Consider the following 15612-nt stretch of genomic DNA (forward strand, 5'->3'; position numbering starts at 1 on the left):
GGGAAGAAATCATGGAAAATAAAAAAGTAACTTACGCCTATATTGGCTGCCGCACTACGGAAAAGAGAAATGCCCGGGGTAAGGGCATCTCCTGTTATACCATTGACGAACGGGGAGTCTGGAAGCTTAAAAATATTACCAAAACCATGGATAACCCGTCCTATCTGGCCTTTGACCGGACGGAACAGTTCCTGTACACCGTCCACGGGGATTTTCACGAAGTCAGCGCTTTCCGCATTGAGGAAAACGGCAATCTGACCTTCCTCCAGACCCTGCACGGCATCGGCCAGAACCCGGTGCATCTGGTGCCCTCCCTGGACAACCGGTTCCTGTTTGTAGCCTCCCTCCAGGGCGGCTGCGTGGCTTCCCTGCCCCGGCGGGAAGACGGTACCCTGGGTGACCCGGTTTGGGTGGAACACCTGGAAGGCTGCGTGGAAGGGGGCGTTTCCCACGCCCACCAGTGCCTTCTGGACCATACGGGGAACTTCCTCTTGGTGCCCACCCAGGGCCGGAAAGTGGGCTACGAACGGGTTTGGGTGCTGAAGGTGGACCAGGCTACGGGAAAACTGTCCCGGGCCAGCTGGGTGGAAGCCCGGACCTACGCAGAACCCCGGCATATTGCCCTGACTGAGGACAACAAGCGGGCCTATCTGGTCAACGAAAAGGGCAACGCCGTTACCTTCTACGACTTTGACGATGCAGCCGGCGTCCTGACGCCTCGGCAGATCAAAACCACTCTGCCGGATACGTATACCGGCCAGGGCCAGGCCAGCGCTGTGCTGGTGTACCCGGAAGGCCCCTTTGTGTACGCCTCCAACCGGATCCACGAAAGCCTGGCTTCCTACCGGGTGGATGAAGCTACGGGCTATCTGCACCCTACGGGCTTTGTGTCTTGTCAGGGCCTGACGCCCCGCTTTATGACCTTCAGCCCGGATAACCGGCAGCTGGTGGTGGCCAATGAAGACAGCGATACGCTGAAATTCTTCGCCATCGACCCGGATACGGGACTATTGGACTATACCGGGGTTACCGTACCCACGGAAAGCCCCACCTGTGTCATTTTCTGTTCCCGGTAAGGAGGATGCAGCATGGATTTAGGTATCTTATCCCTGGTTTTGCTGGTAGTGGCCATTGTTATCGGTTTTTTCCGGAAGGTCAATGTGGGCCTGGTTTCTCTGACCCTGGCCATGCTTTTGGGGCGTTTTGCCGGCCTGAAGGACAGCGTGATCCTAAACGGCTTTAAGCCTAATCTGTTTATTACCCTGATGGGGGTTACCCTGCTGTTCAGCATCCTGAACAACAATGGCACCATCGAGCTGCTGGCCAAGAAGATTGTGGCCCTGGCCGGCAAGAACAATTTCCTGATTCCCATTGCCATTTTCCTGATTGGCTTTGGCCTGACCACCATTGGCCCGGGGTCCATTCCCATTCTGGCCATTATGCCGGCCTTTGCCATTCCCATTGCCAAGGTGCACGGGTACAACCCGCTGATGCTGGCCATGATTGGCTGCTTCGGCTGTTTTGGGGGCCGGATGTCCCCCATTACCCCGGAAGGTATCCTGACCTATGATTTTCTGACTGCGGGGGGCCTGGATGCGGCGGCTGCTGTACAGCCCATCTATACGGCCCAGACCATTACCGGCGTGATTATGGCCATTGCCGCCTTTGTGTACTACAAGGGCTATAAGACCAATCCGCCGGCAGAAGGGGAAGCTGCCCTGAAGGAAAGCTTTACCCCCGGCCAGTGGCTGTCCCTTTTGGGCCTGATTGTCATGGCGGTGCTGGTTATTGCCTTCAAGTTCAATGTGGGCCTTACCTGTTTTGCCATCAGCGGTTTCCTGCTGGTGTGCCATGTGGCCAACGAAAAGCAGTGCCTCCGGGCCATTCCCTGGGGCGTGCTGATTATGGTTTCCGGGGTTAGTGCCCTGATGAACATCGTTATCCTGACCGGCGGCATTACCACCCTGACCAAGGCCCTGTCCCAGCTGATGAATCCCCACATTGCCCCGGCTGTGATGGCGGCAACGGCGGGCATTATGAGCCTGTTTTCCTCCGGCCTGGGCGTGGTGTTCCCCACCCTTTTGCCTACGGTGGTGGGCATTGGCCAGACCGTTGGGGTAAACCCTCTGGAGCTGGCTTCCATGGTGGTTATTGGCGGTACCATTACCGGCATCAGCCCCATTTCTACCACCGGCGGCCTGATTATGGCCACCCTGATGGCGGAAGACAGCAGTGACAAGCGGGACGAAGAAATGAAGCTGTTTATGGAACTGACCTTCTGGGCCCTGGGCATCCTGGTGGTGCTGACGGTGGTATCCGGCATCGGTTTCTACAACCTGATTTTCTAACCTATAAGAAAAAAGGGGCTGTGAAATAATACTTACCCCCGAAAGAAAAAACGGCTTGCGAGCTCAAAAGAGTTCGCAAACCGTTTTTTTGTTCGTTATGCCGTATCCAAACCTCAAAACTTCCTCAGTCAGTCCTGCGGACTGACAGCCCCTCCACGCTTGGATGGGCCAGTCTTAGGCCTATACTGGTCGTGTGCTAAACGGATTTTGAGATGAAGTCACGGTATGTAAATACTAGTACTACCCCTTTTGTGTCACTTGACCAGTAGAGGTCTGGAATGCTTCCTTCAAGCGTGAAGGAAGTGGCGCCGCAGGCGACGATAGAAGTTTCATTATTTCACACCCCTTTTTTTGTGTTTTTAAAACTTAGGCAGGGCTCTCCAGCCGGTCCAGGAAAAGCTTTACCTGGGGGAGCAGGGCGTAGTCTTCCTGGTAGTACACGGTGGTGGTCCGGGTAAAGGGGGTACCGTCGTTAAACTGGAGGGGCATTTTCCAGAGCCCGTCTTCCCGGGACAGGCAGATCTCCGGCAGGATGGACCAGCCAATCCCCGCCGCAATCATGGCCAGGCAGGCGGAGATGTCGTTGACCTGGATGGAATAGGCGTCCTCCTGGATATGCTGTTCCGTTTTCCAGCGCTGGATCCGGGCGGTAAAGGGCTTGTCCGAGGTCCGGTGGATGTAGGGCAGGTGGGAGAAGTCCCTGCCCTCATTTTCCCTGCTGGTTACGGCGTAAACCTTTTCCCGGGTCAGCAGCCGGCTGGCCCCGGACCAGGCAAAGGTCCCCCGGAGCACGGCCAGGGACAATTGGCCGGCTTGCAGCTTTTGGAACAGCTCCAGGCTTTGGCCGGTGGTGACGGCAATCTGCACGTCCGGGTAGTAGGTCATGTACTGCTTGAGCAGGGGCGGCAGGGTGTACCGGGCAAAATTTACGGAGACCCCCACCTTCAGGTGCCCGGCAATATGGCCCTGGGCAAACTGGGACAGGCTTTTGATCCGCAGGAGGGAAGCGGAAAGTTTATCCATTTCCTGGGCAATGCTGTCGGCCGAGGCGGTGGGAATCAGCCCCTTCACCGTGCGGATAAAGAGGGGCGCCCCCAGTTCCTCCTCCAGCTTGTGCAGCCGTTTGGTTACGGCGGATTGGGTCATGTACAGGTCCTGGGCGGTTTTGGTGATGTTCTTGCTTTCCATCAGCTGCTGAAAAATCCGGATATCTCGTTCATCCATGGAAGCTGCCTCCTAAACATTCCAACTTAGAATATAAATTAAGGAAATTATATCATTTTTCATGATGGAAGAAAGCCCCTATAATGGGAATTGTAGAAAACGTGCTCGTAAGAACTGGATTTCAGGGGGGTATAAACGATGAATCAAGAACAAAGAAAGTTTCCCTGCGTATATATGCGGGGCGGTACCAGCAAGGCCGTATTTTTTCATAAGGAAGATCTGCCCCAGGAGGAACGGGAATGGCCGGAAATCTTTTTGAAGGTGATGGGTACGCCGGATGTGAAGCAGATTGACGGAATGGGCGGCACGGTGAGCTCCACTTCCAAGGTGGCCGTGATTGCTAAGTCCCAGCGCCCGGGCGTGGACGTGGATTACCACTTCTTCCAGGTGGATATTGTGATTCCCCGGGTGGACGATTCCGCCAACTGCGGGAATATTTCCTCGGCAGTAGGACCCTACGCCATTGATGAGGGCCTGGTGCCGGCTGTGGAACCCATTACTGTGGTCCGGGTGTACAACGAGAATACGAAAAAGGTCATCGAGGAACATGTCCGGGTCCAAAACGGCCATGCCTGCGTCAACGGGGATACGGTAATCCAAGGGGTGCCGGGCACCGGTTCCCGGGTGGACCTGTTTTTTGAAGATCCTGCCGGCGCCAAAACCGGCAAACTGTTCCCTACAGGGCAGAAAAAAGAAAGGCTGGACGTACCTGGCTACGGTTTCTGTGAAGTTACCCTGATTGACTGCTCCAACCCGGTAGTGTTCATCAAGGCCGAGGACCTGGGCATCAAAGGGACGGAACTGACGGAGCTCAACCAGAACAAGGACGTTATGGAACATATTGAGCGCATCCGGGGCCTGGCGGCAGTACGTATGGGCTTTATTACGGACTATATGAAAGCCCGCACCGAATCCACTTCTGCCCCCAAGGTAGCCATTATCAGTAGGCCCCAGGACTATAAGAACATGGACGGCCAGCTGGTGCCCAAGGAAACTATGGACCTGTGCGTCCGGGCCATTTCCGTGGGTATGCTCCACAAGGCCTATCCCATGACGGTGGCTGTAGCTACCGGTGCTGCGGCCAAGCTTCCCGGCACCATTGTGGCGGACTGCCTGGGAAATTTTGCAGGGTCCTGTATCCGGCTGGGGCACTCCAGCGGGGTTACGGAAGTAAACATGAAAATGGACGGAGAAAAGGTCCTCCAGGGCGGCGTAGTGAGAACGGCCCGCCGGATTATGGATGGCTGGGTTTATATCCGTTAACGCTGGAAAAATACGAGAAAAACCAAAGGAGAACATCATGATTCAATGTTTTGATAAAGCCTATTACGTAACGGACGGGGGCAAGGGCTATGTCCCGGCTGACCAGCATCCGGAATGGGATGCCCAGGCGGCCCATAAAAATACCATTACACATCAGATTATCAGTGCCCACAACACCAGCGGCAGTGAGGAAAACCTCCGCCTGCATTTTGACGCCATCGGCGTTTACGACAACACCTATGTGGGCATTATGCAGACCGCCTGTGCTTCCGGCTTGAAAAAATTTCCGGTGCCCACCGTTTTCACCAACTGCCACAACTGCCTGTGCGCCGTTGGCGGCACCATCAACTCGGACGTGCACAAATACGCCGAATCCATCTGCAAAAAATATGGCGGTATTTTCGTACCGCCCCATGAAGCCGTAATCCACCAGTATATGCGGGAAATGATTGTGAAAGGCGGCAGCATGGCCATTGTGTCCGACTCCCATACCCGTTACGGCACCCAGGGTTCCCTGTCCATTGGGGAAGGGGGCCCGGAAATTGCCAAAGCCATGCTGAATAGACCCTACGAACTGCGCTACCCCAAAGTGGTAGGGGTGTACCTGGACGGGGCGCCCAAGGCCTGGGTTGGCCCCATGGACGTAGCCCTGACCCTGATTGGGGCCGTGTTCAAAAACGGCTTTGTAAAAAATAAGGTGCTGGAATTTGTGGGCCCCGGGGTGGCTTCCCTGTCCATGGACTTCCGGAACGGCATCGATACCATGACCACGGAATCTGCCTGCCTGACCTCCGTCTGGGAAACCGATGACGTGGTCCGGGAAGATTTCAAGGTCCATGACCGGGAGCAGGACTACAAGAAACTGGCACCCCAGGACAAGGCCCTGTACGACAGCTTCATTTACCTGGACCTGTCCACGGTGGAACCCATGATTGCCATTCCCTACCATCCTTCCAATGCCTTCCCCTTGAAGGAAGTCATTGCCCAGCCGGAAAAATACATGAAAATGGTGGAAGAAAACGCCAAGTCCGTCTTTGAAAATACCCCGGATATCCACCCCGATATGGTGGGCAAAATCCAAAAGAACGGCCGGATCCTGGTGGACCAGGCAGCCATTGCCGGCTGCGCCGCAGGTTCCTTTGAAAATATCTTTGCGGTGGACCAGGTAGCCCGCTATACCCAAAAGGGCCTGGGCATGTTCCCCCTGAACATCTACCCGGCTTCCCAGCCCATTTTGACGGAACTGAACCGGACGGGTATTGCCAACGACCTAATGACCTACGGCGTGCGCCTGAAAACCGCTTTCTGCGGGCCCTGCTTTGGGGCTTCCGACTGCCCGGAAAACAACGCCTTTGTGCTGCGGCATTCTACCCGGAACTTCCCCAACCGGGAAGGCTCCAAGCCGAACATGGGGCAGGTGGCTTCTGCTGCCCTGATGGATTCCAAGTCCATTGCTGCTACGGTCTTTAACGGTGGGCAATTGACCTCTGCTGAAGAAATGAAAGACGCCTTTACTACGGGTACCCTGCCGGAATTCCACTTCAACAAGGCCATCTACGACCATGTGGTGTACAACGGCTTTGGCAAGGCCCAGCCGGAAACGGAAATCATCTACGGACCCTCCATCAAGGATTGGCCTAAGATGGAAGCCCTGACGGATAACCTGCTCCTGGAAGTGGCCTCGGTGATCCGGGACGAAGTGACCACCACGGACGAACTGATTCCCTCTGGGGAAACGGCTTCCTACCGGTCCAATCCCTATAAAATCTCCGAGTTCACCCTGCTGCGGAAGGATCCCAGCTATGTGGGCAAGGCCAAGGCCGTACAGCAGTACGAAAAGGCACGCCTCTCGGGAGATAAGGCCACTGCGGCAAAATTCTACGCCGTACTGGAAAAAGTGGGCGTACCGGTGGAACAGGAGCTGGACAGCCTGCTGAAGACCACTGGCATTGGCAGCGTGCTCTACGCCAAACGGCCTGGGGACGGTTCTGCCAGAGAATATGCAGCCTCCTGCCAGAAAGTCCTGGGAGGCCTGGCCAATATCTGCATCGAATATGCTACCAAACGGTACCGCAGCAACTGCGTGAACTGGGGTATGCTGCCCTTTACCAATCCGGACCAGGAAATCAACCTGACCCCCGGTGACGTGATCTGGCTGCCGGGCATCCGGAAAGTAGTGGCCGAAGGGGGAAATGCCCTTGACGCAACGGTGATTGCCCAGGACGGCAGCATCCGCCCCCTGCACCTGGACCTGAAGGACCTGACCGCCGGGGAACGGAAGACCCTTTTGGCAGGCTCCATGATTAACGTATTCAAAGAAGAAGCTGCCGGAAAGTGAGGCAGAATATGCAATATGCGCAAGCACCTTTAGGAAGGCTGGCCGCTTTTACGGCCGGCCTTTCTTGGGAAACTTTACCTCCAGAGGTTCAGGAAGCGGCAGCCTTTCGGGTGCTGGATCTGGTCAGCGTCAGTGTGGGCGCTTCTGGGGATCCGCTGGTGGAACAGATGAAGAAGGCCCTCCGGGAGCTGAATCCGGAGGTGCCCCAGCGGGGGGCTGCCCTGTTTGGAGAACCGGGGAGCCAGTGGAGTCCCGAAAATGCAGCCTTTTTGAACGCCATGCTGGCCCATACCCTGGAACTGGATGACGTGCATCCGGCTTCCAAAAATCATGCGTCCGCCTGCCTGATTCCCGCAGCCTGGAGCCTGGGGCAATTTTTGCAGGTGACCGGGCCCCAGCTGCTGACGGCGGTGGTGGCGGGCTACGAAACGGCCTTCCGCATTGGCATGGCTTTTGGGGTGGCAGCCCACCGGAAACGGGGCTGGCACGCGACGGCTACCTGCGGGATTTTTGGGGCAGCAGCGGCCTGTGCCCAGCTGCTCCGGCTGACCCCGGAACAGACGGCCAGCGCCCTGGGACTGGCCGGGTCCCAAAGCACCGGGGTTTGGGCCTTTTTGGGGGACGGCACCAATTCCAAGGTGCTGAATCCAGCCCATGCAGCGGCCTGCGGCCTGCGCAGCGCCTACCTGGCCAAATACGGTCTGACAGGGCCTGTCCACATCCTGGAAGCCCAGGACGGGGGCCTTTTGGGCGCCATGAGTGACGGCGGCCAGGTGGAAAAGGTTTGCGCCGGCTTGGGCGAGACCTGGGAAATCCTGCGTATGGACATGAAGCCCTATCCCTGCTGCCGGTCTGCCCACGGGGGCATTGACGGGGCCCTGCAGCTCCGTCAATGCCTGCTCACCGGCCGGGAACAGGGCCGGGACGCAGAAGCCCAGGCCGTTTTGGAACGGACGGAGTCCCTCACGGCGGCCACCTACAAAATTGGCTACCAGCAGTGCGCCGTCAGTGCAGGCTGCCTTCACCCCAAGACCCCGGGCGAAGCCAAGTTTTCCCTGCCCTATGCCCTTGCCCATAGCCTTTTGTACTGCCGGGTGGATGGCAGCAGCTTTACCCCGGAGGCGGTGCAGGATCCCCGGCTTCAGGCCCTGCTGCCCCGGATTACCGTCACGGAGGATCCGGAGCTTACCGCCGCCTATCCGGACCACTGGAGCTGCCGGACCACCCTGCGGCTGAAAAATGGCCAGGAAGTGACAGCCTGGGTGGAGGACCCTACCGGTTCCTACCGCCGGCCCCTTTCGCCCCAGGCTGCCCTGGACAAGGCAGAAAGCCTGCTGGCCCACAAGTATCCCCACGGGACCCGGGCCCTGGCCCAAAGCCTGCTGGACCTGGCCCAGGCCCAGCAGCTGCCCAGAATTTAGCGTAATCCTCCTTTTTTATACAAAACCAACAACCAACAACAAACCACAAAAAACAGCGAACCGCAGGAGAACGGTTCGCTGTTTTTTGTGTTAGTTTTAGGTTGGGGAAGCCGGGCTGCCCAGAACGTCCTGGATGACCTGATTCAGGGCCAAGGCTGCCCGGGAATGGTACCGGTCCGGGGACATGGCGGTGGCCAGCTCCATGGTAAAGCCGTCCTGCCCCAGGGACAGGAAAACAGCCGGCTGGAAATAGTGCCGGGAGCTGTAATAGGTAAAAGCCAGTCCCTGTCCAGAGGCTGCCAGGGAGGCAGCAAACATGGCGGACAGGTTTTCGTTGTAGGTTCTTGGCGTAAGCTTGGTGTTCTGGAAAATCCGCCGGGCTTCCCGGCCCAAAATGGTGTCGTAGCTGCTGAGCAGGAACTCAAACTGGGCCGCATCATGGATATCGATATAGCGGGGAATAGGGGATTTCCGGCCGGCGCTTTGGCCGGTTTTGGCCAGCTGGACCAGGGGATGCTGAGGGTGGGCAATCAGGCAGATTTCGTCTTCCATAAGGAATTGGGCCTTAATCCGGCTGTGCTTTTCCGGCATGGCCAGCAGTGCCACGTCAATCTCCCCGGTGAGCAGCATCTGCTCCAGGGCCAGGGAGTTCTGCTCCTCGATGCGCACGTGGATGTCCGGGTATTTGCTCCGGAATACCTTCAGTACCGGGGGCAGCAGGTAGGACCCCCGGAAGGAACTGATGCCCAGGATCACGTGGCCGCCCTTTAGGTTGGCAATATCCTGCATTTGGTCCTGGACCCGGTGGTAGGCTGCGGCCGACTGGTAGGCAAAGTCCAGCAGCAATTTCCCGGCTTCCGTAAGCCGTACCCCGCTGGCGGTACGAATGAACAGGGGGTAGCCCAGGTTGGCCTCATAGGAGCTGAGAAACTGGGACAGGCTGGACTGGGCCATGTACAGCCGGCCGGCGGCCTTGGAGATGCTTTTTTCTTCTGCAATGGCAATAAAATATTCCAAATCTCGTATTTCCATGGTGCTTCCTTTCTATACTACTATTTTCCGAGGATGTTTTGGCGAGAGAGCCCTGCGTCAATTGTATAGGCCTCTTATTTTTAGTTAATCCATCGGTTTTTCCGATATCAAGTATATCAAATTTTTGCATTCTTTCCCAATCGTTTTCATACTATTATGAACAAAGAACGAGAAATTCGGTAATTCAGAATTTTAGAAAAGGGGAGACAGAAATGAGCAGAGTATCCTTACAGGGCATTTGTGACATGCACGTCCACACCAATCCGGATCTGCGGCTGCGGGCCTACAACGATTTGCAGTTGGCGGACGCCGCCGTACGGGTGGGGGCCAGAGCCATTGTGATCAAATCCCATCTGGGCTTTACGGTAAACCGGGCGGCCATTGCCAACGCCTATGTAGAAAAGGTGTACGGCAAGAACACGGGCTTTACCATGTACGGCGGGGTGGTCATGAACAAGATCATCGGCGGGGTAAACCCGGAAGCCGTGGAAAAAGGCCTGAAACTGGGGGCCAAGGTGATTTGGCTGCCCACCCAGTCCGCCAAGCGCCATATGGAAAAGCTGGGGCAGGACCCTGCTTTGGGCATTGAGCTGGTCCGGGACGGCAAGGTGATTCCGGAACTGGAAACGGTGTTTGGCCTGGTCCGGGACTACAAGGCGGTGCTGGCCACGGCCCATGTATCCCCGGAAGAAGCCTTTGTGGTGGTGGAAGCTGCCCGGAAGGCCGGGGTGGAGAAAATCGTCATCACCCATCCGGAATGGTGGGTCTGCGACTACAGCCTGGAAGACCAGATCCGTTTGGTCAAGGATTACGATGTGATTTTGGAACGGTGCTACGCCCAAAATATGGGCAAGGGTAAAAAGTACCATTTGAACCTGAAAGAAAATGCGGAACTGATCCAAACCGTTGGCTATCAGCACGTGATGGTGGATACGGACGGGGGTCAGGTGGAAAACCCGGATTGGGAAACCGAAATCTACGAGTATATGCACTACCTTGTGGAATACGGGATTCCTGAAGAACAGATCTACTACATGACCAAGACCATCCCTTACCGCCTGCTGGGCATCACCGACGAACCGGTGGGAGCCGCCCAAGATTGATTTTCCCAAGCTTCAGGGAGCGGGGGCTTCTGAAGCAGACTAGCTGAAAAGGAGAAAAATCATCATGCTGAGTGCTTTTATTATCTTATCCATTGCTGTGGCCATTTACCTGGGGTACAAAACCCAGCTGAACACCGGTCTCTTTTGTATTGTCTTTGCCTATATCATTGGCTGTCTGGTTATGGGGCTGAAGCCGAAAAACGTCATCGCCTTCTGGCCCATCAGCACCATGTTCGTAATTCTGTCCGTATCCCTGTTTTATAACATTGCTGCCATTAATGGAACCCTGGAAAAAATGTCTGGGTCCCTGCTGTATGCCTGCCGGAAGTTCCCGGGAATGCTGCCGTTTGCCCTGTTTGCCGTAGCCGTTATCCTGTCCGTGATGGGCGCCACCTATTTCACGGTACTGGCTTTCCTGGCACCCATTACGCTGGTCATCTGCGATGAATCCCGGATGGACAAGCTGACCGGGGCTGTGGCCATCAACTGCGGCGCCCTGTGCGGCGGGGACTTTCCTACCTCCAACCTGGGGGTTATCTTCCGGGGCCTGGCGGATACGGCTTATGAAAACAGCCCGGGCCTGGTGGGTCCGGATTCCTTCAACCTGGAAATGCAGATTTTCCTGTTCTCCGTGGTCTTTTCCATTATCTTGATTGCCCTGTTCCGCTATGGCCTGAAAGCCAACCGGAATATCGGCCAAGGTGTGACATTTAAGAAGCCGGAACCCTTTACCGGCAAACAGAAATCCACCCTGACCTTAATGGTGGTCATGATGGTGGTGGTACTGATTTTCCCGCTGCTGAAGATTTTCCTGCCCACGGATCCTACCATCAAATACTTTGCCAACCTGGTTGACGTAGGTCTGGTGGCCATTATCTTTGCCGTCATCGGTCTCCTGATGGGCCTGGCTCCCCAGAAGGAAGCCATTGCCAAGATTCCCTGGAATACTATCATCATGATTGCCGGGGCAGGCATGCTCATTGCCGTTGCCGTACACGCAGGTACCATCAAGATGCTTAGCACCTGGGTGGGCAGCAATGTACCAAAACCGCTGATTCCCATTGCCTTCTCCATCATTGCCGCCATCATGAGCTTCTTCAGCTCCACCACGGGCGTGGTTACCCCGGCCCTGTTCCCGCTGATTCCGGAACTGGCCGATACGGCCAGCATTTCCGCACCGGTGCTGTTTGCCTGCACGGTGCTGGGGGCCCAGTCCAGTGCCATCAGCCCCTTTTCCTCCGGCGGTTCCCTGATTCTGGGTTCTGCTCCTAAGGAAGAAGAGCGGAATACCCTGTTCAGCCGGCTGCTGCTGGTGGCCGTGCCCGTCAGCATTGTAGTCTGCGCTGCCTACAACTTTGTGGTAGCCCTGATGCTGTAAGAATCGATTTTCCTGTAATTCCATAAAAAAACGGTATTTCTGTTGGATGCAGAAATACCGTTTTTTGTGTCTATTTTGTTTGGGGGCTTACTTGTCTTCCGCCAGGGGATAGGCCTGGGTAATAAAATCGATAAAGGCTTTCAGCCCGGAGAGTTTGGTGTAGTCCTTCCGGTAGTACAGCCAGGTTTCCCGGATCAGGGGATTGCCCTTGGAATCGGTGAGAATTTGGGCCTGGAGGCCCGGAGTATCCTGGCCGCAGCTTTGGGTCAGGAAGGTAAAGCCCAGGCCCTGCTGGACCATTTTCAGGCTGGTATTCATGGCATCGGTCTCGATGGTGGTCATCGGGGGCTGGGAAAAATGGGCGTACCACCAGTCGTCCAAAAGGTCCTGCATGGCTGGGTCCGTGGTGTAGTGGATGTAGGGGAAACTGGGCAGCTTTGTCAGGTCCAGGGGTCCCTTGCTGAAGGCACAGATGGGGTCCTGCCACAAAAAGCGTTTTTCTTCTTCCCAGTTCCGGTCCCCCCGGACGATGCACAGTTGGAATTTCCCTTCCCGAAAATCCCGGTACAGGTGCTGGCTGAAGCCGCTGCGCAGGTGAATTTCCACCTGGGGATAGACGGCCTTGAACTGGCTCAGCAGCTTGGGCATATGGTATTTGCTGAATACGTTGGAGCAGGCGATGGATATGGAGCCTGCCGGCCGGGACTGGAAGGAGGAAAGCTCCGCCCGGATGGCCTGGTAGTCCTTTTCCTGCTGGAGGCAGTAGGCGTAGAGCCGCTCGCCTTCCGGGGTGAAGGTAATGCCCCGGGGCTGGCGGAGCACCAGGGTGCAGTCAAATTCCTTTTCCAGGTTGCGCAGCCGGTGGCTCAGGGCCGGCTGGGAAATAAACAGGCGCTTGGCGGTATGGGTAATATTCTTTTCTTCATACAGTGTCTTGAACAGATCGATATCACTGCTGTTCATAGGAACATCTCCTTTGGCGAAAGGACAAACGGCAAGAAAAGTACAAATAGAAATAAATATATGTGATGGGAAGCGGAAAGAAAGATATATTTGTTCTATGATTATAAACAGGGTATCATAAAAGCAGTATAAAATGCAAGTCCCACAAAGGAGCGTGAAGCAAGTGGTACAGTTGATTTCGGAAGGCGTATATTGGCATGAAGGCAAGCTTTGGCAGGAAGGGGAAGCAGCCGCCCGGGGGTGGAAGCCCCAGGCTGCAGAAGGGCGGAAAAAGACCCTGGCCTATCAGGTACTGACCCAGCATAGTGACGGGCAGGACGGGGGGCTCCATATCCATTTTGATTCCCTGACTTCTCCGGACATTGGGTACATGGGCATTGTCCAAACGGCGGTAGCCAGCGGCCTGGACCATTTTCCCCTGCCTTATGTGATGACAAATTGTCATAATACTCTGGCGGCCGTAGGGGGCACGGTCAACGAGGACGACCATGTCTTTGGCCTGTCCGCTGCCAAAAAGTTTGGGGGCATCTACGTGCCGCCCCATATGGCGGTCATCCACCAATATATGCGGGAGCGCATGACGGGCGGCGGCCGGATGATTTTGGGCTCTGACAGCCACACCCGCTACGGAGCCTTTGGCACCATGGGCGTAGGGGAAGGGGGTCCGGAACTGGTAAAGCAGCTCCTGGGCCACACCTACGATATCCCGCTGCCCCAGGTGGTGGCCGTGTACCTAAAGGGAGCACCCCGGCACGGCATCGGTCCCCAGGACGTGGCCCTTGCCATTGAAAAAGCCGTTTACAAAAAAGGCTTTGTGAAAAACAAGGTACTGGAATTTGTGGGACCGGGGATTACCGGGCTTTCCATGGATTTTCGCAATGGCATCGACGTAATGACCACGGAAACCACCTGCCTGAGCACCATCTGGTGTACGGATGGGGTGGTGCGCCAGTACCTGACGGAGCATCAGCGGCCGGAAGCCTATAAGGAAATGAACCCTGGGGATATGGCCTATTACGATGGGGCCGTTGTGGTAGACCTGGGCCAGGTGGAGTCCATGATCGCCATGCCCTTCCATCCCAGCCATGTCTATACCCTCAAGGAATTAAACGCCGGAGGCCGGGAACTGCTCCAGGAAATTGAGCAGGAAGCCTTAAAGAGCCTGGAACGGAAGGATTTGTCCCTGCACCTGGCGGACCAGTACTACGACGGGAAAATGCACTGCGATACCGGGGTGATTGCCGGCTGCTCCGGCGGCCTGTATGAGAATATTATGGCGGCTGCCCGGATTCTCAAGGGCAAAAATATTGGACCGGAACGGTTTACCTTCTCCGTCTATCCCTCCAGCCAGCCTATTTACGTGGACCTGATGCGCAAGGGAGCCCTGCTGGATTTGATGGACGCAGGGACCATTGTCCGCTCCGCCTTCTGCGGACCCTGCTTTGGGGCCTGCGATACCCCCAACAACCACGGCTTCAGTATCCGGCACACCACCCGGAACTTCCCCACCCGGGAAGGCTCCAAGCCCGGCAGCGGCCAATTGGCTTCGGTGGCCCTCATGGACGCCCGGAGCATTGCGGCCACCGCTGCCCAGGGCGGCGCCCTGACCCCGGCTACGGAAGTGGAGTACGATGACCAGGTGCCGGCCTACCATTTTGATTCCCTGCCCTATGACCATAAGGTGGTGGACTGCTACCAAAAGGGCCAGCCGGAGGTTTCCCTGGTTTATGGCCCGGCCATTAAGCCCTGGCCGTCCATCCAGCCCCTGAACCAGAACCTGCTGGTGCAGGTGGCTGCCTACCTGGATGACCCGGTAACCTCTACGGACGATTTGATTCCCTCCGGCGGCGAAACGTCTTCCCACCGGTCGGACCCCTATGCCCTGGCGGAATTTGCCCTGAGCCAAAAAGCTCCGGAATATGTGGGCCGGGCCAAAGCCGTCCAGGCCCTGGAAAAGGCAAGACAAGCAGGCCAGCTGACCCCGGAACTGACGGCGGTGTATGCAGCCTTAAAGGAAACCTTGAAGCTGACAGAAAGTGTGGAAGCACTGGCCAAGGATACTTCCCTGGGCAGCGTCATCTACGCCAACAAGCCCGGGGACGGCTCTGCCCGGGAACAGGCGGCTTCCTGCCAGCGGGTGCTGGGGGGCGCTGCCAACCTGGCCCTGGAATACGCTACCAAGCGCTACCGGAGCAATGTGATGAACTGGGGGATGCTGCCCTTCCTTATGGACCCGGAGGAGAAGACCAAATTGGCCCTGGGAGCCTGGATCTACCTGCCCAAGGTCCGGGAAACCCTGCTGGGCGATACAGACGCCTATACCGCCTACGTGTTCCAGGACGGCAAGGCGGTGCCCCTTTCCCTGCACCTGGGGGACGTGGAACCGGCCCAGAAGCAGATCCTGGCAGCCGGCTGCCTGATCAACTACTACGCACAGCAAAGAAAATAATATAGCAGCAAAAAATTACCGAACACCGTCGGGTGTTCGGTAATTTTTTACCTTCTTGTTAGGGCGCATAAAAAAAGCCTGGCCAAAGGCAGA

The 15612-nt window shown here is 56.4% G+C and carries 11 protein-coding genes; 8 read left to right on the plus strand and 3 right to left on the minus strand.

Annotated elements, in window-relative coordinates; genetic code table 11:
* Positions 1-11: 11 nt before the first annotated feature.
* Both LKE88_RS09770 and LKE88_RS09775 read left to right on the plus strand, forming a co-directional pair.
* Positions 12-1076, plus strand: a complete 1065-nt coding sequence (locus tag LKE88_RS09770; protein WP_105326712.1) for a lactonase family protein — start codon at positions 12-14, stop codon at positions 1074-1076.
* 12 nt (positions 1077-1088) lie between these two features.
* On the plus strand, positions 1089-2348 hold the full coding sequence (locus LKE88_RS09775) for an SLC13 family permease (RefSeq protein ID WP_105326713.1): 1260 nt from the start codon (positions 1089-1091) through the stop codon (positions 2346-2348).
* 366 nt (positions 2349-2714) lie between these two features.
* Here LKE88_RS09775 and LKE88_RS09780 read toward each other — a convergent pair whose 3' ends face one another.
* The gene (locus LKE88_RS09780; RefSeq protein ID WP_105326714.1) at positions 2715-3572 is read right to left on the minus strand and encodes a LysR family transcriptional regulator; all 858 of its coding nucleotides are present in this window, start codon (positions 3570-3572) and stop codon (positions 2715-2717) included.
* A 138-nt stretch (positions 3573-3710) separates the two neighbouring features.
* On the opposite strand from LKE88_RS09780, the gene LKE88_RS09785 reads away from it, so the two are divergent.
* Genes LKE88_RS09785 through LKE88_RS09795 form a run of 3 tightly spaced genes read left to right on the plus strand, consistent with a single transcriptional unit; the run spans position 3711 to position 8594 of the window.
* Positions 3711-4835 (plus strand): 2-methylaconitate cis-trans isomerase PrpF family protein, encoded by a 1125-nt coding sequence (locus LKE88_RS09785; protein ID WP_105326715.1) that lies wholly within the window; start codon positions 3711-3713, stop codon positions 4833-4835.
* A gap of 37 nt (positions 4836-4872) precedes the next feature.
* On the plus strand, positions 4873-7173 hold the full coding sequence (locus LKE88_RS09790; RefSeq protein ID WP_105326716.1) for a hydratase: 2301 nt from the start codon (positions 4873-4875) through the stop codon (positions 7171-7173).
* Between the two features lie 8 nt (positions 7174-7181).
* Entirely contained in the window at positions 7182-8594 is a 1413-nt protein-coding gene (locus LKE88_RS09795; RefSeq protein ID WP_105326717.1) for an MmgE/PrpD family protein, read from the plus strand.
* Between the two features lie 96 nt (positions 8595-8690).
* Here the strand turns inward: LKE88_RS09795 and LKE88_RS09800 are convergent, their stop codons facing one another.
* On the minus strand, positions 8691-9626 hold the full coding sequence (locus tag LKE88_RS09800; protein WP_105326718.1) for a LysR family transcriptional regulator: 936 nt from the start codon (positions 9624-9626) through the stop codon (positions 8691-8693).
* Positions 9627-9838: 212 nt separating this feature from the next.
* On the opposite strand from LKE88_RS09800, the gene LKE88_RS09805 reads away from it, so the two are divergent.
* A complete protein-coding gene (locus LKE88_RS09805) occupies positions 9839-10729 on the plus strand; it encodes a DUF6282 family protein (protein WP_105326719.1) in 891 nt (296 codons plus the stop codon).
* A 64-nt stretch (positions 10730-10793) separates the two neighbouring features.
* Positions 10794-12107 carry an SLC13 family permease gene (locus LKE88_RS09810; protein WP_105326720.1) on the plus strand — a complete coding sequence of 438 codons (1314 nt, stop codon included), beginning with the start codon at positions 10794-10796 and terminating at the stop codon, positions 12105-12107.
* A gap of 87 nt (positions 12108-12194) precedes the next feature.
* On the opposite strand, the gene LKE88_RS09815 is transcribed toward LKE88_RS09810, so the two are convergent.
* Entirely contained in the window at positions 12195-13070 is an 876-nt protein-coding gene (locus LKE88_RS09815) for a LysR family transcriptional regulator (RefSeq protein ID WP_276803485.1), read from the minus strand.
* A 163-nt stretch (positions 13071-13233) separates the two neighbouring features.
* Between LKE88_RS09815 and LKE88_RS09820 the strand changes: the two genes are divergently transcribed.
* A complete protein-coding gene (locus LKE88_RS09820) occupies positions 13234-15519 on the plus strand; it encodes a hydratase (protein ID WP_105326722.1) in 2286 nt (761 codons plus the stop codon).
* The last annotated feature ends 93 nt before the right edge of the window (positions 15520-15612 follow it).

This window comes from Acidaminococcus hominis, from assembly GCF_022484025.1.
GTDB lineage: Bacteria > Bacillota > Negativicutes > Acidaminococcales > Acidaminococcaceae > Acidaminococcus > Acidaminococcus hominis.